Origin of the sequence: Pandoraea sp. XY-2 (genome assembly GCF_004193915.1) — a bacterium.
Lineage (GTDB): Bacteria > Pseudomonadota > Gammaproteobacteria > Burkholderiales > Burkholderiaceae > Pandoraea > Pandoraea cepalis.
This window is the reverse complement of sequence record NZ_CP030849.1, coordinates 4,261,679-4,287,890: the sequence shown is the minus strand read 5'-3', so window position 1 is coordinate 4,287,890 and position 26,212 is coordinate 4,261,679. Positions and strand designations below refer to the sequence as shown.

Here is a 26,212-nt window from a genome sequence, read left to right as displayed (position 1 = left end):
GCTGTCGACCGGCGGCGAATGTTCCGATCACCCTAGGGAATCTCTGGCGCACATATGGACTATCTGCTTGCTTTGGCGGTTGACCCGGCGGTATGGGCGGCGCTTGTCACGTTGGTCGTCATGGAAGTCGTGCTTGGCATCGACAACCTGATCTTCATCTCCATCTTGACCAACAAGTTGCCGTTGTCGATGCGTGCGCGCGCGCAGCGCATGGGCATCGGTCTGGCGCTGGTTATGCGTTTGGCGCTGCTGGGTACGGTGGCATGGATCGCCAAGCTGACGACACCGCTCTTCGAGTTGTTCGGCCACGGCTTTTCGTGGCGCGACCTGATTCTGATCGCCGGTGGCCTGTTCCTCGTGTGGAAGGCGACGAAGGAGATGCATCAGCATGTGGCGTCGGCCACGGACGATGCCGAGCATGGCGAGGGCGCATCGACGGCGGGTACGATGGCGACGATCACCGCGCGTGCCGCCGTGGTTCAGATCCTGATGCTGGACCTCGTGTTCTCGATCGACAGCATCGTGACGGCCGTGGGCATGACCGAGCACATCCCGATCATGTTCGTTGCGGTGATTGCCGCCGTGACGGCAATGTTGTTCATGGCGGGGCCGCTCTCGCGATTCATCGAGGCGAATCCGACGGTCGTGATGCTGGCGCTGGGCTTTCTGCTCGTGATTGGCATGACGCTGATCGCGGAAGGCTTTGGCTCACATATCCCGAAGGGTTACATCTACGCGGCGATGGCATTTTCGGCGTTCGTGGAGGGGCTGAACATGTTGACGCGTCGCGCCAAGGCGCGCCGTAAGGCAGAGGCGGGGCGCGTATTGCATTAAGCCGCGTGGCGGTGATCGGGTGGGACGGGGGCGGTGATTGGGCGCCAGCAGACCGCGGCGTTGACCTGGATCAACGGCGCTATCGGATTGGCGCCTAGATTGAGACCAAACAGGTCAGAGATTCCTTTCGCGGCGCCCGCCACCGGTGGCGGGCGCCGCGCGCGAACGTTCCTCGCCTCCACGGAGAACAACAATGAAAACATCGTTCAAGATGGCTTATGCCTTCCTCGCGGGCGGAGTGTCGGTCGCGGCGGCGAATGTTCATGCTCAGACCTTGGAAAAGGTGGCTGCGGCGGACAAAATCACGGTCGCCTATCGTGAGTCGGCGGTTCCCTTCAGTTATTTGCTCGGCCCGCACAAAGCCGTTGGATTTTCAGCCGACCTGACGGAAGCCATTCTTGACGATGTGCGAAGCCGGCTTAAGCGGCCTGGTCTCAAAGTCGAATACATCCCGGTAACCGGACAGAATCGTATTCCGATGCTGGTCAACGGTACCTACGATTTGGAGTGTGGCTCGACCACGAATACCAGCGCGCGTGGCAAGGAGGTGGCGTTCTCGATCAATTTCTTTTATGCGGGAACGCGTCTACTGACCAAACGTGATTCTGGCATCAAGGGTTACGCGGATCTGGCGAACAAGACGGTAGCCAGCACGGCCGGCAGCACGAACGAGAAGGTGCTGAAAAAGTACAGCGCTGATCACAACATCGACGTACAGGTCGTTTCCGGCAAGGACTATGCCGATGCCCTGCAACTGGTGGAAAGCGATCGCGCGTCGGCGATTGCCCTGGATGACGTTCTGCTTTTCGGCTTGCGTGCCAATTCACGGAACCCTTCGTCGCTTGAGGTCGTGGGCGAAACGCTCCAGGTGGAGCCGTACGCTTGCATGGTCCGCAAGGACGATGCCGAATTCAAGAAATTGGTGGATGGAACGCTGACGAGGCTGATGAAATCAGGGGAATTTACGCGGCTCTATAAGAAGTGGTTTGAATCGCCGATTCCGCCGGCCGGCGTGAATCTGAATATGCCAATGAGCGAGCCGCTGCGCGCCAACATCAAGGCACGTAGCGACAAGCCGGCGTTCTGACGAGATACCCGTGCCATATAGAGTGTCAAGGGCGTGCGGTGCTCGCGAGGATGGCTGCGGTAAAAGACAAGCTAGGCCACGCTGACGAACAGATGACGCGGCGGTATGCCCGGCACCGCAAAGGGAAGCGGGTCATGGCAACTAAGTGATCGGTTTGCGGAACAGCCCCGTTTTTGCGGGACCAAAAAAAACGGCTCCCATCACTGGGAGCCGTTTCAAATTTGGTGGCGAATCAGGGACTCGAACCCCGGACCTGCGGATTATGATTCCGTCGCTCTAACCAACTGAGCTAATTCGCCGTAGAAGAAAGAGTATAGGTAAGCCCCCATGGGCTGTCAACATATTTTTGCGGGACAGCGCAAATAATCGCCGCCACCGCCCATCCCGCCGCGCCATCCGGGTGCCAGAAACGACAACGCCGAGACCCGAAGGCCCCGGCGTTGTCGATCCGTTTCAACCTGTCGGGCAGGTCACCCCATCAATCGTTGGCGTAGATATCGACGTCCTTGGTTTCCTTGATGAAGAGCATGCCGATCACAAAGGTCGCCAGGGCGATGATGATCGGGTACCACAGGCCGGAGTAAATGTCGCCCTTGGCGGCCACGATCGCGAACGCCGTGGCCGGCAGGAAGCCACCGAACCAGCCGTTACCGATGTGATACGGCAGCGACATCGACGTGTAGCGAATGCGCGTCGGGAACATTTCCACCAGCATCGCGGCAATCGGCCCGTACACCATCGTCACGAAGATCACCAGAATCGTGAGCAGCACCACGACCATCGGCTTGTTCATCTGCGCCGGGTCAGCCTTCGGCGGATATCCGTCGGCCTTGAGCGTACCGGACATGTCGGCCTCGAACGCCGCAGTCTTTTGCTTCGCATCCGCCGCTTTGCCATCGACCGACGAAATCACCTTGTCGCCGATCTTCACCGTGGTCATCGTGCCCGCCGGCGCTGCTTGATTCTCATAGTTCAGGCCGGAACGCGACAGGTAGCTCTTTGCGATGTCGCACGAACTCGTGAACTTCGACGTGCCCACCGGGTTGAACTGGAACGAGCACTCGTTCGGATCGGCGATCACCGTGATCGGCGAGCGAGCGGTTGCCGCTTCCAGGGCCGGGTTGGCGTAGTGCGTGAGTGCCTTGAAGATCGGGAAGTACAGCAGCGCGGCGATCAGACAGCCCCCCATGATGATCGGCTTGCGCCCGATCTTGTCCGAGAGCGCGCCGAAAAACACGAAGAACGGACTGCCGATAAGCAAGGCCAACGCGATCATGATGTTCGCGGTATTGCCATCGACCTTCAGCACCTGCGTCATGAAGAACAGCGCATAGAACTGGCCCGTGTACCACACGACCGCCTGACCGGCCGTCAGGCCGACGAGCGCCAGGATCACGATCTTCAGGTTCTTCCACTCGCCGAACGACTCCCTGAGCGGCGCCTTCGAGGCCTTGCCCTCGGCCTTCATGCGCTGGAACGCCGGCGATTCGCTCAATTGCATGCGGATCCACAGCGACACCAGCAACAGCAGGAGCGACAGAACGAACGGCACGCGCCAGCCCCAGTTGGCAAACGCTTCTTCGCCAATCACCGTGCGGGTGCCAAGAATCACCAGCAGCGAGAGGAAGAGACCCAGCGTGGCAGTCGTCTGAATCCACGACGTGTAGAACCCGCGGCGGCCATGCGGCGCGTGTTCGGCAACGTACGTGGCGGCACCGCCGTATTCGCCACCGAGCGCCAGACCTTGCAACAAACGCATGGCGATGAAGATCACCGGGGCGGCAATCCCCCACGACGCGTAGCCCGGCAGCAAACCGACAACCAGCGTCGACAGCCCCATCAGCGTGATGGTCACCAGGAACGTGTACTTGCGACCGACCAGGTCACCGATGCGGCCGAACACGATGGCGCCGAACGGACGCACCGCGAAACCCGCCGCGAACGACAACAACGTGAAGATGAAAGCGGCCGTCGGGTTGATCCCCGAGAAGAACTGCCGGCTGATGAAAACGGCCAACGACCCGGCCAGATAGAAGTCGTACCATTCGAACACCGTGCCCAGCGACGACGCGAAGATGACCTTTCTTTCTTCGGCGGTCATCGGCGCATGGGAGGTGGCTGTCGTTGTAGTAGCCATGCGGTTGTCTCCTGTAATGTAAGCACGCCCCTGGGTCGTGCCCGGGCCGCTACAACTGATTATTGGAGGACAACCTTACCGACGTCTGACGCCAAACTGACTCGAAGCTTACGTTGCTAGGGACTTACCCTCGACTTTGGCCCGATATTGAACGTATTTCGCGTGAATTCGTCACGCATGCGGGTTTTCGATAGGCGCATCGGCGAGGGGGAACGTGACACGAATGAGCGTGCCGGTTGCTTCGGGGTGCTGCGCGTCAACATGGTCGAGCACGCTCACGTCGCCCCGATGGATCTGCACGATCTCGCGCACGATGGCCAGACCCAGGCCGCTGCCGTCGCTGTCGCTGCCGAGAATGCGATAAAAGCGCTCGAACACCCGTGGACGCTCTGATGCCGAAATGCCCGGCCCGGTGTCCTCGACTTCGAGATGAACAAAGCCATCGGACGCCTCATGCCGCAGACGTACCGTCACCTTCCCACCCGTCGGCGTGTAACGGATCGCGTTATCGATCAGGTTGTTGAGCAATTCGCGAAGCATCACCGGTTGACCCGACAGATGCACCGAAAACGGCGGCTCCTCGAAGCCCAGATCGATCCGCTTGGCGAAGGCGGCCTGGAACCAGTCCTGCATGGCGCTTCGGGCAAGCACGCTGAGATTGACCGGCGTGAAGGCGGCGGCGTCGTTCGCGCTGTTCTCCGCGCGGGCCAGCGCCAGCAACTGGTTGACGAGGCGCGCCGCCTGCTCGGAACTTACGGCGATCTGCGACAGCGAACGGCGTAATTCGTCGGGAGACGTCTGGCGCAAGGCCAGTTCGGCCTGCATGCGCAGCCCCGCGAGCGGCGTTTTCAGCTGGTGCGCGGCATCGGCGATGAAACGCTGTTGAAGTTTCATGTTCTGCTCCAGCCGACCGAGCAGATCGTTCAGCGAACCCACGAGCGGTGCAATCTCCGGCGGGGCCTGGCGCGCTTCGAGGGGCGACAGATCGTCGGGACGCCGGGCGCGGATGTGTTCCTGCAACGCATGCAGCGGCGCAAGGCCGCGCGACAGGCCGAACCACACGAGCACGATGGCCAGCGGCAGGATCACGAACTGCGGCAGGATCACGCCCTTGATGATTTCGTTCGCCAGTTGGCTGCGCTTGTCGAGCGTCTCCGCGACCTGCACGAGCGCCATGCTGCCGGCGGGCGTCACACGCGGCAAGTCGACGTAGGTGAATGCCACGCGGATGTCGTTGCCGCCCACGGTTTCGTCGCGAAACTGTACGACGCCGGGTTGCGGACGGTCGTCTTCGTGCGGTAGCGGCAGGTCGGGCGTGCCGCCGACGAGTTCGCCCTTCGCCCCAGCACCTGGAAGTAGACGTTGTCGGTGGCGTCGGCGCGCAGCAGATCGCGTGCCGGCATGGGCAGCGTCAGGATGACTTGGCCGCGGTCCGAATGGACTTGCTGCGCGAGAACGTAAGCGTTGGTCTCGAGCGCCCGGTCGAAGGGCCCGTTGGCAATGGATTTCGCGACGAGGTACGTCACGGCAATGCTCATCGGCCAAAGCAGCAGCAGCGGCGCGAGCATCCAGTCGAGGATTTCACCGAAGAGCGAGCGCGGGGGCGGCTCCGCCTCGTGCTCGAGCGGCGCGCCAAAGCCGGGCCGTACGAACGGATCGGCGTAAGGGTCGAGCCGGTCGAACGGATCGTCGGCGCCGGGCGGCGAGGCGGTGTTAGGGCGTGGGGACACGCGCGCTGATGATGGAGGCGAGTGCGACGACGCGTCCGGGTCCGCAGGCGTGGCGCGATGATGGTGGCGAAAGCTCAGACGCATCGGACGGAAAGGCTAAAGAGGCTGGGGCGGCCGCGGCCGCATTCGGCGAACTATGCCGCATTGGCAGGCGCGGCGGCAGGCTTCTCCAGACAATACCCCAACCCGCGGATCGTGGCGATGCGCACGCCACTCGGCTCGATCTTCTTGCGCAGCCGGTGCATGTACACCTCGATGGCGTTGTTGCTCACCTCTTCGCCCCAGCCGCACAAGTGGTCTACGAGCTGCTCCTTGGAAACAAGCCGGCCGGTACGCAGCAGCAGGACTTCGAGCAATTCCAGTTCGCGGGCGGACAGGTCGAGCATCTGCTCATGAATATAGGCGGTGCGTCCGACCTGGTCGAAGCTGAGCGGGCCGTGACGGATGACCGTCGAGCCGCCGCCCGCGCCGCGCCGCGTCAGCGCCCGCACGCGTGCTTCGAGTTCGGCCAGCGCGAACGGCTTGGCCATGTAGTCGTCGGCACCGAGATCGAGCCCCTTGACGCGGGCGTCGACACTGTCCGATGCGGTCAGGATCAGTACGGGCAGATGGGAATTGCGCGCGCGCAAGCGGCGCAGGACCTCGTGACCGGGCAGGCGCGGCAGGCCGAGGTCGAGAATCAGCAGGTCGAACGTCTGGGCGCAGAGCGCGGAATCGGCTTCGAGCCCCGTCTTGACGTGATCGACGGCATAGCCCCCTGGCGCAGCGAGCGGGTCAGGGCGTCGGCCAGAATGCTGTCATCCTCTGCGATGAGAATTCGCATGGGCGTGATAGGCTCGTATTGGCACCGTCGCCTGACGGCTGCGGTGTGTCTCCTGTGATGTTGCGGCGCGTGGTTCGCGGCTTTTTTTGTCGTTTCGGCGCTTTCGGACAACAGGCACTTGCAAACAGCACTGGTTTTTTATACAGTACTGGCATTCACGCCTCACCCGAGCCGTCTCGCTCATCATATCAAAGGACGATTCATGGAAGAAAGCAAGAAAGGGTCTGCCAATCTGTCGGCCGAGAAAGGCAAGGCGCTGGCCGCCGCCCTCGCGCAGATCGAAAAGCAATTCGGCAAGGGCTCGATCATGCGTCTGGGCGACAGCGAGGTCGAAGCGGACATCCAGGTCGTCTCGACCGGCTCGCTGGGCCTGGACATCGCGCTGGGCGTGGGCGGCCTGCCGCGTGGGCGCGTGATCGAAATCTACGGTCCGGAATCGTCGGGTAAGACTACGCTCACGCTGCAAGTCGTGGCGGAAATGCAGAAGGTCGGTGGCACTTGCGCGTTTATCGACGCCGAGCACGCCCTCGATGTCGGGTACGCCAACAAACTGGGCGTGTCGGTGCCGGAACTGCTGATCTCGCAGCCGGACACGGGCGAACAAGCCCTCGAAATCGCCGACGCGCTGGTGCGCTCGGGCTCGATCGACCTCATCGTCATCGACTCGGTGGCGGCGCTGGTGCCGAAGGCCGAAATCGAAGGGGAAATGGGCGATTCGCTGCCGGGTCTGCAGGCCCGTCTGATGTCCCAGGCCCTGCGCAAGCTGACCGGTACCATCAAGCGCACGAACTGCACGGTGATCTTCATCAACCAGATTCGGATGAAGATCGGTGTGATGTTCGGTAACCCGGAAACCACGACGGGCGGTAATGCACTGAAGTTCTACTCGTCGGTGCGTCTGGACATTCGCCGGATCGGCTCGATCAAGAAGGGTGACGAGGTCGTCGGCAACGAAACTCGCGTCAAGGTTGTCAAGAACAAGGTGTCGCCGCCGTTCCGCGAAGCGATTTTCGACATCCTTTACGGCCAAGGGATTTCGCGCGAAGGCGAAATCATCGATCTGGGCGTGAACGCGAAGATCGTCGAGAAGGCTGGCGCCTGGTACAGCTACAACGGCGAGAAGATCGGTCAGGGCAAGGACAACGCGCGTGAATTCCTGCGCGAAAATCCGGATATCGCCCACGAGATCGAAAATAAGGTACGCGCATCGCTCGGCGTCACGGCAATCAACGAGACCGGCGAGATCGAAGCAGACGACGAGGTCTGAGGACTTCCCGCCTGTTCCGGAGCGGCAACGCGAAGCCAGTCGGCGCCGCGTTGCCGTTTTGCTTTTCCGGCCCCGCTTTGATGGCATCACGATGACGTCATGATCACTCGCCGTCCTCCCCGAGATCCGAACGCGCCGCCACCTCCGCCGGGCGACGCCGCCGTTGCGGCCAAGCCGTCGCGCAAACCCGTGCTGAGCCTCAAGGCGCGCGCGCTGTCCTATCTCGCGCGTCGCGAACACAGCCGAGCTGAGCTGCGTCGCAAGCTTGCGCCGTTCGCCGATGCCGACGATCCCGAGGCGCTCGATCGCGTGCTCGACGGTCTTGAGCAGGAGCGCTGGCTGTCCAATGAGCGATTTGCGCAAAGCGTCGTGCATCGGCGAGCGTCGCGCATGGGGACGACGCGTATCGTCAACGAACTCAAGCAGCATCAGGTCGACGCCGATACTGTGACGGCCCTCGCGACACAACTGCGCGAAACGGAACTCGTCCGGGCCCGCGCCGTATGGCAGAAGAAGTTCGGCGAGATTGCCACGACGCCCGAGGCGCGCGCCAAACAGATGCGTTTTCTCGCCTCGCGCGGTTTCTCGCGTACCGTTATCAGCAAAATCGTGTGGGGTGCCGACGAATTCTCGGACGACTTTTGACGCGACATCCATCACTTTCCTGATGGATGTCGCATCATTCATCGGGGAAGTGCGGGTGACGCCCGTGGGCTCGCAAGCCGCATGAATACTGGCGTGACATGACGCGGTATCTCGCGTGTCGCGTCATGCCACAGTTATCGCGATATGGCGTTGCACCATACGCCCATCACCCGCGGAATTTTGATAATCCGACCCATTGGTCGGGTAATTCGACCTTATGCGGCGGGCTTCTGTTGCGCTGCGGCAATCGCCCTCGCTGCCTATGCTAGAATTCAGATCTTTCCGCGTTCATGCATTGCACACTCTCGCATGCCGCTCTCTGAGCCCGCCTCTCGTACCCTGCGTCACCGCCGCGCGATCGCTGTCGAAGCGTTTTCGCGCGACGATGGCCTATGGGACATCGAAGCCTGTCTAACCGATCACAAGGATCGCGATTTTGCATTGGCAACGGGCCTTCGAAAGGAGGGCACGCCGATTCACTCGCTGTGGCTGCGTCTGACGATCGACGAGAGTTTCGAGGTGCGTGACGCCGAGGCCGTCTCCGACTGGGTGCCTTATCCCGGCATTTGTGACCAGATTGGCCCAGACTATCGTCAATTGATCGGACTTAACCTGCGACGCGGGTTCCGCCATGCGGTGCGCGAGCGCCTCGGCGGCGCGGCGGGCTGTACCCATCTGACCGAACTTTGCAGTGTCCTGCCCACGGCAGCGATTCAGGCCTTCGCCGGCGAGGTGATCCACACCCCCGACACGGCGCTCAAGGCCGCCCATGAGGCCGATGTTTCGGCGCCTCCTTTCCAACTCGGACATTGTCACGCCCTGCGGTTTGATGGCGAGGCGGTGCGCCGGTTTTACCCGCGCTGGTTCAACGGCCGCGCAAACGATCGAGCGAACGAGCCCACGACGCCCGCCACAACCGAAGCGGTGCGCGATGGTGCCTCGACTCGCCAGCTCGAACCCAAACTTCCAACTCAGCAAGAAGGGAATCACGCATGAAGATTCATGAGTATCAAGGCAAGGAAATCCTCCGAAAATTCGGAGTCGCGGTGCCCGCGGCATTCCGGCGTTTTCCGTGGACGAGGCCGTGAAGGCAGCCGAAGAACTCGGCGGTCCGGTTTGGGTGGTCAAGGCCCAGATTCACGCAGGCGGTCGCGGTAAGGGCGGCGGCGTGAAGGTTGCCAAGTCGATCGAGCAAGTGCGCGAATACGCCGGCCAGATCCTCGGCATGCAACTGATCACGCACCAGACGGGCCCGGAAGGTCAAAAGGTCAATCGCCTGCTGATCGAAGACGGCGCCGACATCAAGAACGAACTCTACGTCAGCCTCGTGGTCGACCGCATCACGCAGAAGATTGTGCTGATGGGTTCGAGCGAAGGCGGCATGGACATCGAAGAAGTCGCCGAAACGCATCCGGAACTGATCCACAAGGTCATCGTTGAGCCGTCCGTAGGTCTGACCGACGCGCAAGCCGACGACCTGGCCAAGAAGATCGGCGTGCCCGACGCTTCGATCGCCCAAGCCCGCACGATCCTGCAAGGTCTGTACAAGGCGTTCTGGGAAACCGATGCGTCGCTGGCCGAAATCAACCCGCTGAACGTGAGCAGCAACGGCACGGTCACCGCGCTGGACGCCAAGTTCAACTTCGATTCGAACGCGCTGTTCCGTCACCCGGAAATCGTGGCTTACCGCGATCTGGACGAAGAAGATCCGGCAGAAGTCGAAGCCTCGAAGTTCGATCTGGCCTACATCTCGCTCGACGGTAACATCGGCTGCCTGGTGAACGGTGCCGGTCTGGCCATGGCTACGATGGACACCATCAAGCTGTTCGGCGGCGAACCGGCGAACTTCCTGGACGTGGGCGGTGGCGCCACGACCGAGAAGGTCACCGAAGCGTTCAAGATCATGCTGAAGAACCCGAACCTGACCGCCATTCTGGTCAACATCTTCGGTGGCATCATGCGTTGCGACGTGATCGCCGAAGGCGTGATCGCAGCCTCGAAGGCCGTCTCGCTGAAGGTGCCGCTGGTCGTGCGCATGAAGGGCACGAACGAAGACCTGGGCAAGAAGATGCTCGCCGAATCGGGTCTGCCGATCATCTCGGCGGACAGCATGGAAGAAGCTGCCCAGAAGGTTGTCGCGGCTGCCGCAGGCAAGTAACCAGAACAGTCGAAGCCGCAGCGGCGCGACCCCAAAGGGGTGTGCGAACGCTGCCCGGCAACCGGATGAAGGAAATCAAGCAATGTCGATTCTGATCAACAAAGATACAAAGGTCATCACCCAAGGTATCACTGGCAAAACCGGCCAGTTCCATACCCGCATGTGCCGCGAATACGCGAATGGCAAGAACGCGTTCGTCGCCGGCGTGAACCCGAAGAAGGCTGGCGAAGACTTCGAGGGCATTCCCATTTTCGGTTCGGTCAAGGACGCGAAGGCACAGACCGGCGCGACCGTGTCGGTGATCTACGTGCCGCCCGCAGGCGCTGCCGCCGCGATCTGGGAAGCCGTCGAAGCCGATCTGGACCTGGCGATCTGTATCACGGAAGGGATCCCCGTTCGTGACATGATCGAAGTGAAGGACCGTATGCGTCGCGAAGGTCGCAAGACCCTGCTGCTCGGCCCGAACTGCCCGGGCGTGATCACGCCGGACGAACTGAAGATCGGCATCATGCCGGGTCACATCCACAAGAAGGGTCGCATTGGCGTGGTGTCGCGCTCGGGTACCCTGACGTATGAAGCCGTGGGTCAACTGACCGCCCTGGGCCTGGGCCAATCGACTGCCGTCGGTATCGGTGGCGATCCGATCAATGGTCTGAAGCACATCGACGTCATGCAAATGTTCAATGACGATCCGGATACGGACGCCGTGATCATGATCGGTGAAATCGGTGGCCCGGACGAAGCCATGGCGGCCGAGTGGATCAAGGGCAACATGAAGAAGCCGGTCGTCGGTTTCATCGCGGGCGTGACGGCGCCCCCGGGCAAGCGCATGGGCCACGCCGGCGCGCTGATCTCGGGCGGTGCCGATACGGCCGAAGCCAAGCTGGAAATCATGGACGCCTGCGGTATCAAGGTGACCAAGAACCCGTCGGAAATGGGCCGTCTGCTCAAGTCGGTGCTGTAATTCCCGTCGGACGACCGGCTCGTGCGCGCCGGAACTGGCGCGCACGAGCGAGGTCATGAAAAGGGAGCCCGGGACATCGGGCTCCCTTTTTTGCTATGGCGTTTCACAAGCCATTCGCGTCCATCGTTGCATTCGTTCCTGAGGATATTCCCGCCATGCTTGCGTTTTTTGCCGAGCTGAACTGGGCTGCGGTTCTGCAGATCATCATGATCGACATCCTGCTGGGTGGCGATAATGCCGTGGTGATCGCACTCGCCTGCCGTAACTTGCCGGCCAAACAACGTTTGCAGGGCGTCGTATGGGGCACGATCGGCGCCATCGTACTGCGCGTGATCCTGATCGCGTTCGCCGTGACGCTGCTCGCAGTGCCCTATCTCAAGGCGGTGGGCGGCGCGTTGTTGCTCTGGATCGGGATCAAGCTGCTGGTGCCCGACCATGAGGCTCACGATAGCGTACAGCCGGCCGACAAGCTCTGGACGGCGGTCAAGACCATCATCATTGCGGACCTGGTGATGAGTATCGACAACGTCATCGCCATTGCCGGCGCCGCGGAAGGGGCGGCCAAAGACCATCAGTTGCCGCTCGTCATCTTCGGTCTGCTCGTGAGCATTCCGCTGATCGTCTGGGGCTCGCAACTGGTGCTCAAGGCTCTGGACCGGTTCCCATTCATCGTGATGGCCGGGGCGGCATTGCTCGGCTGGATTGCGGGCGGGCTGATCGCGTCGGATCCGGGCATCGGCGACTGGTTGCATCTGCCGGGCGCCGCGGCCGAATATACGCATTACGTGGCGGCTGCGATCGGCGCACTGCTCGTCGTGGTGGTGGGGCGCGTGCTCAAGCGTCGGGCCGATGCACGTCAAATGCGTGCAACCTCTTCGGAATGATCGGGTCCATCCCCGGGACCGACATCGTCGGTCCGCGGTGGTTTTTCCAGGAGCCACTGTGCTGTTCGGCTGAATTGTCCCGCCTCTGAATAGGACGATTCTCCTCACCCATACGGCCCCGCCCGATTTTGATCTATGGCAGGGCGCTGGCCGAAGGGGGTATGGCATACTCCGCCCACTTCCCCCCGATGTCCCTTTTGTTTTCATTGCTTTCGCAGGGAGTTACACAATGCGTCGTTTCGGCCACCGGACCTCCGGTATTGCCAAGTCTCGGGGTTTCACCCTGATCGAGTTGATGATCGTGTTGGCGATCATCGGTGTGCTGGTCATGGCAGGGGTTCCGTATCTGCAGAGTTATCTGGTACGTGCACGTGTTGTCGAAGGGCTGGGGGCTGCGGCGTCCGCCAAGGCACTCGTGAGCGAGAACGCCATGCACGGCGCGCCGTTCAACAGCGGCTGGCAAGCGCCGAGCGCCACTGACAACGTGAATGCGGTGAGTATCGATGCCGTGACCGGCAACGTGACGGTCGCCTATACGCAACGTGCAGGCGACGGCGCCCTTGTGCTGGTGCCGACGAGCGCCGCTGCCGATGGCTCGCCGAAGGCGCTGACGGTCGGCAAGGCGCCCGAAGGCCAGATCGTCTGGACGTGTTACGCCCAAGGCCGCGAAGGGGCCCCGAATGGCGCGACGCTGCCGGGCAAGCTGGCGCCGCCCGAGTGCCGTGCGGCGGCGGTCACCGGCAAGTCGGGCTGAGACCGGTGCTCGGACGGCCGGATTGCGTCGATCCGTATCGGCGCGACATCCATGCAGCGTCGGCACGACGTCGGCCGACGCGGGCCCGGCGCTGGCGTTGATTTAGTGACGACCTGGCGTTGACGCACCGGCGGCGCAACCTTGACGTGCCCCCCGCGTGGCCTGCCGAGATGGCGGATTTGTCGACGGCAAAGTCATATACGTCCGCTGTGAAATGGCTGCCCCTGGGGCAGCCATTTTTCGTTATGCTTGCGCATCTTCCAACGGGTGCATTGCACGGCGGCGATCTTGTTTCCTCCTCTGCTTCTCTCAATGATCGGGCTCACGCTGACCCTGATCTGGGCCTTGCCCTATAACCTCGTCAAGCACACGTATCCGATTTCCACCTTCTATGCGGAAGCGCTGACATTCTCGCTGTTCGCGTTGCTCGGTGCGCTCTCGATGATCGCCGTGTGGCAACGCGACGCACGCGCGCTACGGATGCCTCGCGTCACCTGGATGCCGCTCGCTTTTGTGGCGGTCATCCTTGTGCAGCGTGCCACGATGCCGACCGAGCTGCCGCAACTGATGATGACTGCGCTGCTCTATGGCGTGGCGATGATCGTGGCCGTGAATGCCGGGTTCTGGCTGGCACAACTCGGGTGGCGCGACGTGCTCATGCGATGGAGTGCGATGGCGCTCACGCTGGGGGGCTGTACGCCGTGGGCGCGCAGGTCTTGCAAGCGTTTCATATGGAAGCCGACGTTCCCTGGCTGGTGGCCAAGTACTCCGTGACGGTCGCGCGCCGACTGTTCGGCAATATGTATCAGCCGAATCACCTGGCAACATATTTGTCGCTCGCCAGCGCGGGGGCGTTCTATCTCTGGTATCAGCGTAAGCTGCCCGCCTGGCTGTGGCTTGTGGTGTGTGCGACGTTCGACATCGGTATCTGCCTGACCGGCTCGCGCACCCCGTGGCTGCAACTGGCGCTGTTGTCGGCATTCGGGGTGTGGCTCGTGTGGGTGGCGCGTGCCGAGACGGCGCGCAACATGCGCCGGTCGACGCGCTGGTTCGTGCCCGTTGCCATCCTTCCGTTGCTCGCGCTGATGACGATGTTCGTCGGATGGGCGAATGTTGCCTGGGGGTTGCAGCTCGACGGCAGTGCCGTGGCCCGCATGCAGCAGGCCGGTCAAGTGACGGGACGATTGAACCTGTGGGAGTACGGTCTGGCAATCTTCCGCGAGCATTGGTGGTTCGGCGCGGGCTGGTCGAACTACATCGACGCGCAGTTTGCGTTGGTCGACAAGCTCGGCCCCGTTGAGATGGCCGACAACGCCCATAACGTGCTGCTTGATCTGCTCGCGAAGACCGGTATCGTCGGTGCGTTGGCGGTATTGGCGCCGCTGGCGTTCTGGTTCGCGCGCGCGGTGCGCGGCATCAAGGTGGCGTCGGTCGCGCTCGCCTTCGTTCTGCTGGGCATGCTCGCGGTGCACGCCATGCTGGAGTATCCGCAGCACTACGCATTCTTCCTCTTGCCCGCGCTGTTCCTGCTCGGTTTGTGCGAGACAAAGGCGATCGATAGCGTGTCACCCACCGCCGTCGGTGCCATCAATGGCGTGATCGTGCTGTTTGCATGCGTGGCGATTCCTTGGCTCTACCACGACTACCAACGCGTCGAAGTGGCCTATCGCGCCGGCAAGATCGAGGCCTATCGCACGGATCCGGCGCTCTTCTTCACCCCGTATGGCGACTACGCGGTCACGGGGGCGTTGTTCCTGAATCGCGATCAGCTCGACGAAAAGCTGGCGGCGCATCGTGAAGCGCTGGCGCTGGGTGCCGGGCCGACCATGATCAAGCGTTATATCGTGCTGCTCGCCCTCGCAGGGCGTGACGACGAAGCGCTCGAAGACATTCAGCGCCTGAAGAATTACAACTCGGCGATTTTCGATGGGCAGTACGCTGCGCTCGTCCGGATGTTACGTGAGCAGGGCGATACGCTGAAGCCGTTCGTCAAACGGGTCATCGAGGCGTGGGGGCGGCCGAAGGGCGAGGCCGACGAGGACGCGAGCGCCGCGCCGCGAGAGAAGACGTCATCGATGTCATAAGGTCAGTGGCGACCCTGCCATGAAACACAACGCCCGTGAATTTCACGGGCGTTGTGTTTTGCGGCGCCGTCGAACAACGGCTCAAGCCTTGGGGGTATCGCCTTCGTCGTCTTGATCGGTCTCTTCGCTACGCGCCCAGAAGAAACGGTCGGGGAAATGGCGCCCCATGCCCGGGCGGAATGCGTTCTCCAGAACCTGCTGCAGATACTCCTGTGCTTCACTGACCGCTTCCGGCACGGCGAGGCCGTTGGCGAGCATCGCGGTGACGGCGGCCGCCAACGTGTCGATGGCGCCGGCGACGTTGTGCGGCGGCCGGTCCCAGGCGTCCTCGCGCACGACGCCACCCTCGGTGTAGAGCGTATGCGTGAATTGCGGTGCGTTGTTGTCGCTCACCAGGATGAACTCGCAGCCGTTTTCCAGCAGGATGGCAACCGCGTCGTCGAGAGAAACGTTTTCGTTCTCCGTGACGGTCTGTGCCAGCGCGATGGCATTGGCCGGGCTCACCACGAGCACGCTGGCCTGCGGCACGAGCAGACTGGCCGTGGCCTCGCGCAACTCGTCGGCCGAGAGCAGATGCTCGCCGGCCAGGCCGAAGTCGGGTGCCACCACAAGGGGCGTCTCGTCGTAATCGGCCACGATCTCGGCAATGGCCGCGACGTTTTCCGCATTGACAGCGCTTCCGACCTTGAAGGCGGCGACCGGCATGTCTTCGAGCAGCATGCGGGCCTGATCGACGACCCAGTCCGGGTCGACCGGCTGTACGTCGTTGCAGGTGCGCGAGTCCTGGGAGGAATAGCCGGTGAGTACCGACACGCCGTAGCCGCCCATGCTCGCGAACGTGAGCAGGTCAGCCTGGACGCCGGTTGCCGAAGTCGGGTCGGAGAGTCCGAAGGTCAGGAGAATGGGAGGGGATTCAGTGTGCATGGAGGCAGGATAGACGGCGATCTGGTCACGCCTTGGGTTCGTTGGTACCATCACGCCTTAAATGCCCGTTTCGGAGCGCTGGAAAGCGTCGTGGGCATCGCCCGCCGGCGAACGAATGCACCGGCAGGTTCCCACTCCACCGTACGACATTTTTGTCTGCGGGGCCCGAAGCGGTTGACAAAGCCATTGTAACGGAACGCTCGTCGCTGAAGAAAGCATGGAATACAAGAGCTGGATGTGCCTCATTTGCGGTTGGATTTACGACGAAGAGGCCGGTTTGCCCGATGAGGGGATTGCGCCCGGCACGCGCTGGGAAGACGTGCCCATCAATTGGACCTGCCCCGAGTGCGGCGCGCGCAAGGAAGATTTCGAGATGGTGCAGATCTGAGGACGGGCGGCCCAGCCGCCGCCTGTTCCTCAAGGTCCTTGCGCGTCCTCCGCGTTTGTCGCGTTTGTCGCGCGCTCCGAAGCATCGGGTGCCTTCGATGCCTCTGATGTACCCGATCGCCGTTTCGCCGTCGTTACGGCATGGCGCTCGACGATCTGCCCGGCCTTCGGCCGGGACGATCACGCCGCGGACTTCCCGCCCGAATTCACGAAGACCGGCCGCATGGCCAGGAGATGGCCTATGGTGACGCCGCAAACGCCTTCCGACACCACCATCAACACGCCCGAAACGTCCGCGCGCGAAACTCGCGACACACGCGACACGCCCTTGTGGCGTTTGCCCGAAGTGGCAGATGCGCTGACCGAGGCGTCCGACGCCTGGTCGAACGGTCCGGCGGCCTCGCTCGGCCCGCTGCGACGGGCCAACCGGCTGCTCCAGTCGAGCGGCCACGCCGATTGGGCGCTGCACGGCGAGCGCCTTGTGCAGGCAATCGCCGAAGCGGCCTATGGGCAGCCGGCCAGCCAGGACACCCAGCGTAATGCCCTGCGTCAGTTCGAGCGCGACATCTGGCAGGCGGGGACGGCACCGGGTTCATCCACTGTGGCGGCCGATGATGCTCCTCGCGCTTCCGAGAGCTGGCCAGGCGCGCCGTCGCTGGGTGAGCTTCGTATGGCAGGCTGGCCGGCCGCGCACCCACGCCTGGACGGTCTGCCGGCGGGCACGGCACCGTTGCGAGCGGACGTCGAGCGCGTGCTGTTGCGACTGCTGCGTCCCGACGCGCAGGCCACCGACACCACGGCGGCCCTCGGTGAACTGGCTGATCTGGCGGCCGATCTCCACCGTGCGGGGGGTACGGCGCCGCTCGACTACTGGCGTCTGGCGGCCGCATGGCTGCGATTGGCCCGTGCGCCGTTGAGTCTGGCCGACAAGCGCCAGATTGGCCGGATGAATATGGCGTTACGCAAGCAACTGACGCGTGCGGTTGTGCCGGACGTCGGGGCCCCCGCCGCAACGCCTTCGTCCGCCACGGTGGGTATCGGCGCAAAGGGCGTGAACGAGGCCATTCCCGGCCACGATTTGCTCGAGGCGCTCGCCACGTGGCATGCGCAAGCCCCGGATCGCTGGCTGGGCGCGTTGCTGAGCGATTTCGGCGTACTGCGACATCCTGGCCATCTGCCCGAGCCGCTGGTCGATGCCGCACAGGTCGGTCAGAAGCAAGGCACGGGAAGCAGTTCGCGCGATTGGCTGCGCATTGGGCCGCTGGCGGTACGGCAGGACGTCTGCCAGACGTTCCTGAGCCTGGCGGACGAGGCGCTGCCCAATCTGAACGATCCGGCGGTGGCCGCGAAGGTGGCGCAATACTCGGCAGGCATCGGGCTGGCACCGGTCGCGCGGCTCGCGGCGGCGGTGGCGGCCACCGGCGAGCGGCTTGCCGCCTCGCCGCCGGCGGAGCCAGGGGGGCCGGCGGCGCTGGCGATGACGGTCAAGGCGTTGCGCGGCATGCTGCATCAGTTTGCCGCCGATACTTATCCGGAGTCGCGGCCCGACCTGATCGCGGAAATGGCGATGTGGCGCGAGCGTGCGCTGGACGCCAGCGTATTCGGACAGCGGCTCGTCACCGGGCGCGACGTTCCGTGATAAAGTCGGCGCAAAGGCTGCCATTGGCAGCCGATGGCCGTATCACGATGCGGAAAAAGTTCGTCTGCTGACCCGCAGCACCCGCTGCGCGAGGCAACATCCGGGCAGCAGACCGTCAAACAGCTTCCGATAAACTTTGGCCCTATGCCGAGCGACCGTATCAACCTCACGAATCAGTTCCTCATCGCCATGCCGGGCATGGCCGATCCGACGTTTTCCGGTACCGTCGTCTACCTTTGCGAACACAGCGAAAAAGGGGCGATCGGGCTGGTCATCAATCGTCCCACCGACATCGATCTGCAGTCGCTCTTCGAGCGGCTCGATCTCAAGCTGGAAATCGATCCCCTCGCGCATCAGCCGGTGTTCTTCGGCGGACCGGTGCAGACCGAGCGCGGCTTCGTGCTGCATGAGTCGACCGGCGCGCCCTATAGCTCCTCGCTGTCGGTGCCGGGCGGTCTCGAAATGACGACCTCGAAAGACGTGCTCGAAGCCGTCGCGAATGGTCAGGGACCGCGTCGTTTCCTGCTGACGCTGGGACATTCGGGTTGGGGCGCCGGGCAGCTGGAAGACGAGATCGGCCGCAACGGCTGGCTGACGGTCGCAGCGGATCCGGGCATCGTGTTCGACGTGCCGCCGGCCGAGCGCTTCGATGCTGCGTTGGCGTTGTTGGGCGTTACCTCGTCGATGCTGTCCGCCGACGCGGGTCACGCATGACGGCTGGCAGTGCCACGGTCCTCGCCTTCGATTACGGCGAGCGCCGAATCGGGGTCGCAATCGGCAATCTGATGTTGCGCGAGGCCAGCGCATTGACCGTCGTGGCCAATCTCAATCGTGAAGTCCGGTTCGCCGAGACCGGTAAGCTCATCGCCGAATGGGAACCCGAACTCATCGTCGTCGGGCTGCCGTGCCATCCAGACGGCACGCCGCACGAGATGACCCAGCAAGCCAAGCGCTTCGGCAACCAACTCAACGGACGATTCAACGTGCCGGTCGTGTGGGTCGACGAGCGTTACTCATCGGTCGCTGCCGCCGCGGCGCTGGCCGAGGCGGGCGTCAAGGTTTCGCAAAAGACATCGCTCGACGCCGAGGCCGCTCGCATCATCCTTCAGCAATATTTCGACGAGCATGGTCCTGTCTGATATCCCGAGCGGCATTCCGCCCGCGCGCCGCCAATGCGACGCCGCGCAACGCCATCTCGCCGCGGAGCCCCTGCATGGCTAACGGAATCCTGGGCCGGCGCGGCCACCCGCAGCTCAACCGCAACGGCGAGCTGAAGCATTTGCTGACGGTGGAAGGGCTGCCGCGCGCCGTATTGATGCACATTCTCGACACCGCCACGCAATTCGTCGGCGTGAACGATGCCGACGTGAAGAAGGTGCCGCTGCTACGCGGCAAGTCGGTCTTCAATCTCTTCTTCGAGAATTCGACACGTACGCGCACGACGTTCGAGATTGCCGCTGCGCGTTTGTCGGCCGATGTGCTGAATCTGAATATCAACGCGTCGTCGACGAGCAAGGGCGAAACGCTGCTCGACACCATCGGCAACCTGTCGGCCATGCACGCGGATCTGTTCGTCGTGCGTCACGCCCAATCGGGCGCACCCTATCTGATCGCGGAGCATTGTGCGCCGCACGTGCATGTCATCAACGCCGGCGACGGGCGTCACGCGCACCCGACGCAAGGCTTGCTCGACATGTACACGATTCGTCATCACAAGGGTGAATTTCAGAATCTGACGGTAGCGATCGTCGGTGACATTTTGCATTCGCGCGTGGCGCGCTCCGACATTCACGCGCTCACCACGCTGGGCGTGCCGGAAGTGCGCGCCATCGGGCCGCGCACGCTGTTGCCCGAGGGCCTCGAACAACTCGGCGTGCGCGTATTCCACGACATGGATGAAGGGCTGCGCGACGTCGACGTCATCATCATGCTGCGGTTGCAAAACGAGCGAATGAGCGGCGCGTTGCTGCCGTCGGCGGCCGAGTATTTCAAATATTACGGCCTGACGCCAGCGCGTCTCGCTTTGGCCAAATCCGATGCCATCGTCATGCACCCCGGACCGATGAACCGGGGTGTGGAAATCGATTCGGCGGTTGCGGACGGTCCGCAGTCGGTCATTCTCGAACAAGTGTCGTTCGGCATTGCCGTGCGCATGGCGGCGATGAGTATCGTTGCCGCGACTCACGGGTGAGGGCGCCATGAAACTGCATCTGAAGGGCGGCCGCGTCATCGATCCCTCGACCCGAACCGATCGTGTCCAGGACGTCTTCATCGCGGCGGGCAGTATTGCTGCGCTGGGCGCGCCGCCGGCCGACTTCGTCGCTGACCGAACCGTCGACGTGGCGGGGCTGGCGGTCATCCCCGGGCTGGTCGACTTGGCGGCACGTCGCATGACGGCGGCCAGCGAAGCTGCGGCGGCGCTTGCGGGTGGGGTCACGCGCGTCGTTTGCCCGCCCGATACCGACCCTGTGCTCGACGCGCCGGATCTCGTCGAAATGCTGCAGTTGCGCGCCCGTGCCGTGCACCGTGCGCAGGTGCATCCGCTGGGCGCCTTGACGGTGGGACTTGCCGGCCGAGAACTCACGGAAATGGCGCAGTTGGCGCGAGCAGGCTGCATCGGACTGTCGCAGGCCAACGCGTCGATCACTGACAACCGCACCTTGTTGCGCGCGATGCAGTACGCGGGCACGTTTGGGCTGACTGTCTGGTTGCGCCCGCAGGACGCCGCGCTGGCGGCCGGGGGCGTGGCGGCCAGCGGTGCCGTTGCCTCCCGTCTCGGACTGGCGGGCATTCCGGTGGCGGCCGAGACCATCGCGCTGCACACCATTTTGGAACTTGTACGCGTGACCGGCACGCGTGTGCATCTGTGCCGTCTGTCGTCTGCGGCGGGGCTGGCGCTCGTGCGCTCGGCCAAGGCCGAAGGGTTGCCGGTGACGTGCGACGTCGCCGCGCATCATCTCCACCTGAGCGATATGGACATCGGCTATTTTGATGCCCAGTACCGACTCGATCCGCCACTGCGAGGGCAACGTGACCGAGAGGCCATCCGCGACGCCGCGCGCGACGGCACGGTCGATGCCATCTGCTCGGACCACACGCCGCTGGCGGCCGACGCACGTCTCGTCCCGTTTGCCGAAGCCGAGCCGGGCGCGAGCGGTGTGGAGTTGCTGCTGTCGCTGGTGTTGAAGTGGGCCGACGAGTCGCGCGTGCCGCTGGTCGATGCGCTGGCGCGGGTGACGTACGGGCCGGGACAGCGGCTCGCGACGGTGGCCCCGGGCGCGGGCCGGCTTGCGCCGGGACGACCGGCAGATCTATGTGTCTTTGCGCCGTCGACACACTGGACGGTGGCCGCGCAACAGATGCGCAGTGCCGGCCACAACACCCCGTTTCTGGGTTACGAAGTGCCGGGGCGTGTAGGTCTCACGCTGGTGGGTGGCCACGTGGCGCACGAAACCCTCGCCGTCTAGGATGCGATTGTCGTGCTGCTAATCAAAAAAATTCGTCTTGGCTTGCACCTCACGCGCGGTCTGCTGACCGCGCTGCTGTTTTTCCCGTTCCTGTCGGAAGCGGCGAAGCATCGTCGCATTCGCGCATGGTCGCAAAAGCTGTTGAAGCTGTGCGGCATGCGTCTCGAAGTCGAGCAGCGTGCGCCGTTGCCCGACAGCGGCGTGATGCTGCTGTGCAACCACGTGTCGTGGATCGACATCTTCGCGATCAATGCGTGGCAGCCGGTGCGGTTTGTCGCCAAGGCCGAGATTCGCCACTGGCCGTTGGTCGGCTGGCTGTGCGTGCAGACGCGCACCATCTTCCTGCAACGTGAGCGCCGTGCCGACGCGCGCCGCATCATGCATTACCTATCCGATTGCCTGCGTGATGGGGACATCATCACGGTTTTCCCTGAAGGCACGACCACGGACGGTCGAAGTTTGTTGCCGTTCCACGCCAATCTGCTGCAGGCTCCGGTGGCTACGTCCAGGCCGGTGCAGCCGCTGTGTCTGTTCTATTCTGATGCCGAGAGCGGGCGCCATACGATGGCGCCGGCGTATATCGGCGAAACGAGTCTGATCGAGTCCATCGACATGATTCTGCGCGCGCCGCCCATGACGGTGCGCTTGTCGGTGGGCGAACCGCAGCATCCGCAAGACGGTCAGCACCGTCGCGAGTTTGCGCTCGGCGCGCAGCGGGCGGTTGGCGATGCCTTGCAGGGGTTTCTGCCCGAGGCAGTGTTGCCGCAGAGCGGCTCGGTCGGCTCGCGTGACTCGGCATTGGGGGACGAAGACGACGATACGGTGCGGGCCGTTCAGGTCTGACGCGTGTCGCGATAGTGCAGTAGCGCAGACGAAAACGGCGCCCATCGGGCGCCGTTTTTGTTGGTTGGGGTGATGGCCTTCGCGCCGCATACGTCACAGAGGCAGGCCATACGTGCAGATGTCGGAGGTAGTCCACAGGTGCGGATCTCAGAGGCACTCCAAAGAGGCAAGCCAAAGGGACCGGTCACGAGACAGACCACGAGTCCAAGCCTGCACGCGATCAATTGCCTTTGCGCTTCGCTCTTTTTTCGTCGCGTGCGCGCTTCTCGATTTTTTCCGCTTTCTCTGATTTCCCGGTCTTCTCGACCTTTCCGACCTTGCTTGCGGCGGGCCGACTGGGCTTCTCGGCTTTCGCGGCCTTGGGCGCAGCTTCCGACTTGCCGGTCTTGTTTATCTTGTCGCGCGCCTTGTCATCCGCAAATGCCAGCGGATCTCGAATCTGCGGGCAGTCGACCTGTATCAGCTCGCGCGCGGCGGGCGAGCCAGCCAGCTTCACCGCCGTCAATTGCCCGCCCCAGACACAGCCGGTATCGAGTCCAAGCAGATTGTCGCGCATGAGCAGTCCGAGCGCGGACCAGTGACCGAACGCCACCGTGACGTTGGCCGTGCGACGGTTCGGCGCGTCGAACCAGGGCTTCAACTCATCCGTGGCCGCGTTGGCCCCTTCCTTGATCTTGAAGTCGATGCGCCCGTCCGCTGTGCAAAAGCGCATGCGCGTGAGGGCGTTGATCGTGAGACGTTGACGGTCTTCGTCGCTCAGATCGTCGTGCCACCGATCGGGCTGATTGCCGAACATGCGCGACAGGAACGTTCTCCAGTCCGGGCCACGCAACTGCCGCTCCACGTCGCAAGCGAGCGTGATGACCTGCGCGGCGTCCCATTGGGGGAGGACGCCGGCATGCACCATCAGATGGCCCTTTGCGAAATGCGCGAGCGGTCGATGGCGTACCCAGTCGATGAGGGCATCGCGGTCGGGGGCCTTGAGAATGTCATCGAGGGTGTCGCTGCCGTGGGTCTGGCGCACACCGGCCGCCACGGCCAGCAGATGAAGATCGTGATTGCCGAGCACGGCCGTGACGCGATCGCCCAGCGCGATGACTTGGCGCAACGTATCGAGCGAGCGCGGCCCGCGATTGACGAGGTCGCCTGCCAGCCAGAGATCCGCGTCCTGAGGCAGGTGCGCGAGCAGTTGTTCAAACGACGTCTGGCAACCCTGCAGGTCGCCGATAGCATAGATGTCACGCATGGCGGAGGTGGCGCTGTCTCGTCTGTCTAGTTGTCCCGATCATGGGGATGGCGGGTGCCGCGGCTTCGCGCCTGCGATGCGTTGCCCTTGGGACGTTCATTTTTTGAAAATGAGCCAGCGGGTGCTTTGAAGCGAACGATGCGCAGATACAGCCAGACATACGTCACCATGAAGGCGACGCAGCACAGCGCGAGCACCAGACTGTGTCGCCAGAACACCGTCGCCGGGATCACTGCCAGCAAGCATAGCAGCCAGAGGTACGGTGACGTCAAGGAGTTGCGTTGCGTCAGCGCGCTTGCCGTGCGGGCGCCGACGGCCCAACGCATCAGCCGCTTGTAGACGAGCATGTGCAGGTGCACGCCATCGGGAATGCCGGGCGACATGCCGCGTACGAAGCGCTTGCGATAGATCGAGAAACAGACCTCGAAGGCGGGGTAAATCACCATCAGTGCCGGGTACCACGGCGACACCTGCGGGTTGCGCATGACCAGCAACACGGCAATTTCGGCCAGCATGAAGCCGATGAAATACGCGCCGCCATCGCCGAGAAAGATCAGTCCGCCGGGAAAATTGAAGATGAAGAATCCGAGGATCGCGCCCACCATGATCATTGAAGTAGTGAGCACAACGGGGTCTTGTACCTGAAACCCGACATAGCCGAGCGAGGCGAACATGATCATCGCGACCATCGCGGCGAGCCCGTTGAACCCGTCGATGATGTTGACGGCATTGGCCATGCCGGCCACGCAGAGCACGGTGAGTGGTACCGACACGGCGGCGAGCATCAGCGCGTGGTCGGCCAGGCCGATGTCGATGCGCGTGATATGAATGTCGAGCACAAGCCACGCCAGCAGCGCGGCGAACATCGTGCAGATGAGACGCACCGTCGGCGTCACTTTCTTGGTCAGGTCTTCGACGAAGCCGGAGAAGAATGCGGGCAGGCCGCAGGCGACGAGCAGGAGGATATCGCGCGAGACGACGGGATACGAGAAACCGAGCGCCGTGGCGGCCACGATCAGGCCCGCCAGAATGCCGACGCCGCCGATGCGCGGCACCGGACGCACGTGAAACTTCTGCACGCCGGCAACATCGCTATCGCCGGAGAAACGGGCGTGAACGTGCGCATAGCGAACGATCAAGAGCGTCGCGATGAACGACACGAGCAGGGCGATGGCGAGACTCAGCATGATGCGGGGAGGGATCCGAGAATCCGAAAATACTCTGCAATGACGACATGTTCGTCGAATTCGCGCGCTACTTTAGCACGCCCGGCATCGCCCATCCGGACGAGCTGGCTCGCGGGTATTTGGGCCATGTCCCGCAGGCAGGCGGCCAGTGCGGCGGCGTCGCGTGCGCGCACGAGCCGGCCGGTCGCTCCATCGTCGATCACGTCGCGGCAACCCGGCACATCGCTCGCGATGAGTGGTCGCCCCATCGCGCTGGCTTCGAGTAAGGTGCGCGAGAGGCCCTCGCGGTACGACGGCAGTACCACGCAATGCGCATTCGCAATAATGGGCCGGACGTCGCGGGTCGTGCCGAGATACTCGACGACGCCTTCGCGCTGCCAAGCGTCGACCTCGCTGCGTGTGACGGCCGTGGGATTCTCGACATCGGTCGCGCCGAGCATTTGAAAGGTCAGGTGCGGCATCTCGGCGCGTAGAGCGCGCGCGGCCTCCACATACTCCAGCACGCCCTTGTCGCGAAGCAGACGGGCGATGAGGAGAAAGCGCATTGGTTCGGGCGGAGCGTCGGCGGGCGCGTTCGATTTCGGCCACGGCGCCTTGGCGAAGTGAGCGAGATCGACACCCTCTCCCGGCAGCAACCGGGTCTTGTCGATCGCAACAAGCCCGCCTTCGACAAACGCGCGATGGTCTTCGGCGTTGAGAAACCAATTCTCGAGCGTATGGCGAAACGCGATGCGGTAGAGCTGTCGCGCCAGCCTCGTGGTCAGCGATTCGCGAATGAAGACGTATCCAAGCCCCGTGGTCATCGACACGCACGGAATACGAGCAAGGCGTGCGGCGATGGATCCGTAGATGTTCGGTTTGATCGTGTAGTGGAAGATCACCGCCGGACGAACTTGTCGGTAAAGACGAAAGAGTCGCCACATCAGTCCGAGATCCTGCAGCGGATTTTGTCCCTTGGCGGCCATCGGGACGCGATGGACGACGCAGCCCATTTCGGCAAGCTGCGTGGCGAACGCATCGTCTGGCGCCGCGACGTGCACCGGATGGCCCGCCGCCAACAGCGCGGCAATCGGGCCACGCCGGAAGTTGTAGATCGACCAGAAGGTGTTGGAGCAGAGCAGGACAGGCGATGTCATTGACAGGGTCGTGGTG

General features: G+C 63.1%; 21 protein-coding genes, 1 tRNA gene and 4 pseudogenes. 18 read left to right on the top strand and 8 right to left on the bottom strand.

The window, feature by feature from the left end:
• Positions 1-54 precede the first annotated feature (54 nt).
• Both DRB87_RS19335 and DRB87_RS19330 read left to right on the top strand, forming a co-directional pair.
• Positions 55-834: a TerC family protein gene (locus DRB87_RS19335; protein ID WP_130027043.1), complete on the top strand. Its 780-nt coding sequence runs from the start codon at positions 55-57 to the stop codon at positions 832-834.
• A 193-nt stretch (positions 835-1,027) separates the two neighbouring features.
• Complete coding sequence (locus DRB87_RS19330) at positions 1,028-1,921, top strand: transporter substrate-binding domain-containing protein (RefSeq protein WP_130027042.1); 894 nt, start codon at positions 1,028-1,030, stop codon at positions 1,919-1,921.
• Between the two features lie 222 nt (positions 1,922-2,143).
• Here the strand turns inward: DRB87_RS19330 and DRB87_RS19325 are convergent.
• The 4 genes and pseudogenes from DRB87_RS19325 to DRB87_RS19310 form a co-directional block, all read right to left on the bottom strand.
• Positions 2,144-2,220: transfer RNA gene (locus tag DRB87_RS19325), tRNA-Met, on the bottom strand.
• A gap of 179 nt (positions 2,221-2,399) precedes the next feature.
• Positions 2,400-4,058, bottom strand: coding sequence for an MFS transporter (locus DRB87_RS19320; protein ID WP_130027041.1), 1,659 nt, complete (start codon positions 4,056-4,058; stop codon positions 2,400-2,402).
• A 171-nt stretch (positions 4,059-4,229) separates the two neighbouring features.
• Positions 4,230-5,788: pseudogene (locus DRB87_RS19315) on the bottom strand (sensor histidine kinase N-terminal domain-containing protein).
• Positions 5,772-6,611, bottom strand: a pseudogene (locus tag DRB87_RS19310) (response regulator transcription factor). Before DRB87_RS19310 ends, DRB87_RS19315 begins: the two co-directional pseudogenes overlap by 17 nt.
• Before the next feature lie 202 nt (positions 6,612-6,813).
• Between DRB87_RS19310 and recA the strand changes: the two are divergent.
• From recA to DRB87_RS19265, 9 genes and pseudogenes are all read left to right on the top strand, one after another.
• Complete coding sequence (recA, locus tag DRB87_RS19305) at positions 6,814-7,878, top strand: recombinase RecA (RefSeq protein WP_017232934.1); 1,065 nt, start codon at positions 6,814-6,816, stop codon at positions 7,876-7,878.
• Positions 7,879-7,977: 99 nt separating this feature from the next.
• Positions 7,978-8,523 (top strand): recombination regulator RecX, encoded by a 546-nt coding sequence (recX, locus tag DRB87_RS19300; protein WP_130027040.1) that lies wholly within the window; start codon positions 7,978-7,980, stop codon positions 8,521-8,523.
• A gap of 309 nt (positions 8,524-8,832) precedes the next feature.
• Positions 8,833-9,519 carry a DUF2889 domain-containing protein gene (locus DRB87_RS19295; RefSeq protein ID WP_017232936.1) on the top strand — a complete coding sequence of 229 codons (687 nt, stop codon included), beginning with the start codon at positions 8,833-8,835 and terminating at the stop codon, positions 9,517-9,519.
• Positions 9,516-10,681: pseudogene (gene sucC / locus DRB87_RS19290) on the top strand (ADP-forming succinate--CoA ligase subunit beta). Before DRB87_RS19295 ends, sucC begins: the two are co-directional and overlap by 4 nt.
• An 82-nt stretch (positions 10,682-10,763) precedes the next feature.
• Entirely contained in the window at positions 10,764-11,645 is an 882-nt protein-coding gene (gene sucD, locus DRB87_RS19285) for a succinate--CoA ligase subunit alpha (protein WP_017232938.1), read from the top strand.
• Between the two features lie 155 nt (positions 11,646-11,800).
• On the top strand, positions 11,801-12,529 hold the full coding sequence (locus DRB87_RS19280) for a TerC family protein (RefSeq protein WP_130027039.1): 729 nt from the start codon (positions 11,801-11,803) through the stop codon (positions 12,527-12,529).
• A 229-nt stretch (positions 12,530-12,758) separates the two neighbouring features.
• Entirely contained in the window at positions 12,759-13,283 is a 525-nt protein-coding gene (locus tag DRB87_RS19275) for a pilin (RefSeq protein WP_130027038.1), read from the top strand.
• A gap of 312 nt (positions 13,284-13,595) precedes the next feature.
• Complete coding sequence (locus DRB87_RS19270) at positions 13,596-14,057, top strand: hypothetical protein (protein WP_165385369.1); 462 nt, start codon at positions 13,596-13,598, stop codon at positions 14,055-14,057.
• Positions 14,015-15,367, top strand: coding sequence for a PglL family O-oligosaccharyltransferase (locus DRB87_RS19265; RefSeq protein ID WP_165385368.1), 1,353 nt, complete (start codon positions 14,015-14,017; stop codon positions 15,365-15,367). Before DRB87_RS19270 ends, DRB87_RS19265 begins: the two co-directional genes overlap by 43 nt.
• Before the next feature lie 81 nt (positions 15,368-15,448).
• Here DRB87_RS19265 and DRB87_RS19260 read toward each other — a convergent pair whose 3' ends face one another.
• The gene (locus DRB87_RS19260) at positions 15,449-16,291 is read right to left on the bottom strand and encodes a hydroxymethylpyrimidine/phosphomethylpyrimidine kinase (RefSeq protein WP_130027035.1); all 843 of its coding nucleotides are present in this window, start codon (positions 16,289-16,291) and stop codon (positions 15,449-15,451) included.
• Between the two features lie 217 nt (positions 16,292-16,508).
• Here DRB87_RS19260 and DRB87_RS19255 point away from each other — a divergent pair, with 217 nt between their 5' ends.
• The 7 genes and pseudogenes from DRB87_RS19255 to DRB87_RS19225 all read left to right on the top strand — a co-directional run bounded on the left by DRB87_RS19255 (position 16,509) and on the right by DRB87_RS19225 (position 22,627).
• Positions 16,509-16,679 carry a rubredoxin gene (locus tag DRB87_RS19255; protein WP_006400971.1) on the top strand — a complete coding sequence of 57 codons (171 nt, stop codon included), beginning with the start codon at positions 16,509-16,511 and terminating at the stop codon, positions 16,677-16,679.
• 240 nt (positions 16,680-16,919) lie between these two features.
• Positions 16,920-18,317 carry a hypothetical protein gene (locus tag DRB87_RS19250; RefSeq protein ID WP_130027034.1) on the top strand — a complete coding sequence of 466 codons (1,398 nt, stop codon included), beginning with the start codon at positions 16,920-16,922 and terminating at the stop codon, positions 18,315-18,317.
• 144 nt (positions 18,318-18,461) lie between these two features.
• Positions 18,462-19,031: a YqgE/AlgH family protein gene (locus tag DRB87_RS19245; protein WP_130027033.1), complete on the top strand. Its 570-nt coding sequence runs from the start codon at positions 18,462-18,464 to the stop codon at positions 19,029-19,031.
• The gene (gene ruvX / locus DRB87_RS19240) at positions 19,028-19,456 is read left to right on the top strand and encodes a Holliday junction resolvase RuvX (RefSeq protein WP_130027032.1); all 429 of its coding nucleotides are present in this window, start codon (positions 19,028-19,030) and stop codon (positions 19,454-19,456) included. The genes DRB87_RS19245 and ruvX overlap by 4 nt, the downstream gene beginning before the upstream one ends.
• Before the next feature lie 98 nt (positions 19,457-19,554).
• A pseudogene (locus DRB87_RS19235) lies at positions 19,555-20,508 on the top strand (aspartate carbamoyltransferase catalytic subunit); the annotation flags it as partial.
• A 7-nt stretch (positions 20,509-20,515) separates the two neighbouring features.
• Positions 20,516-21,784 (top strand): dihydroorotase, encoded by a 1,269-nt coding sequence (locus DRB87_RS19230; RefSeq protein ID WP_130027030.1) that lies wholly within the window; start codon positions 20,516-20,518, stop codon positions 21,782-21,784.
• Between the two features lie 12 nt (positions 21,785-21,796).
• On the top strand, positions 21,797-22,627 hold the full coding sequence (locus DRB87_RS19225) for a 1-acyl-sn-glycerol-3-phosphate acyltransferase (protein WP_130027029.1): 831 nt from the start codon (positions 21,797-21,799) through the stop codon (positions 22,625-22,627).
• Positions 22,628-22,847: 220 nt separating this feature from the next.
• Here the strand turns inward: DRB87_RS19225 and DRB87_RS19220 are convergent, their stop codons facing one another.
• From DRB87_RS19220 to DRB87_RS19210, 3 genes are read right to left on the bottom strand one after another with little or no spacing between them, the layout of a single operon-like run.
• Positions 22,848-23,873: a symmetrical bis(5'-nucleosyl)-tetraphosphatase gene (locus DRB87_RS19220; RefSeq protein ID WP_130027028.1), complete on the bottom strand. Its 1,026-nt coding sequence runs from the start codon at positions 23,871-23,873 to the stop codon at positions 22,848-22,850.
• A gap of 26 nt (positions 23,874-23,899) precedes the next feature.
• Positions 23,900-25,060 carry a glycosyltransferase gene (locus tag DRB87_RS19215; protein WP_130027027.1) on the bottom strand — a complete coding sequence of 387 codons (1,161 nt, stop codon included), beginning with the start codon at positions 25,058-25,060 and terminating at the stop codon, positions 23,900-23,902.
• A complete protein-coding gene (locus DRB87_RS19210) occupies positions 25,054-26,196 on the bottom strand; it encodes a glycosyltransferase family 4 protein (RefSeq protein WP_130027026.1) in 1,143 nt (380 codons plus the stop codon). Before DRB87_RS19210 ends, DRB87_RS19215 begins: the two co-directional genes overlap by 7 nt.
• Positions 26,197-26,212 lie beyond the last annotated feature (16 nt).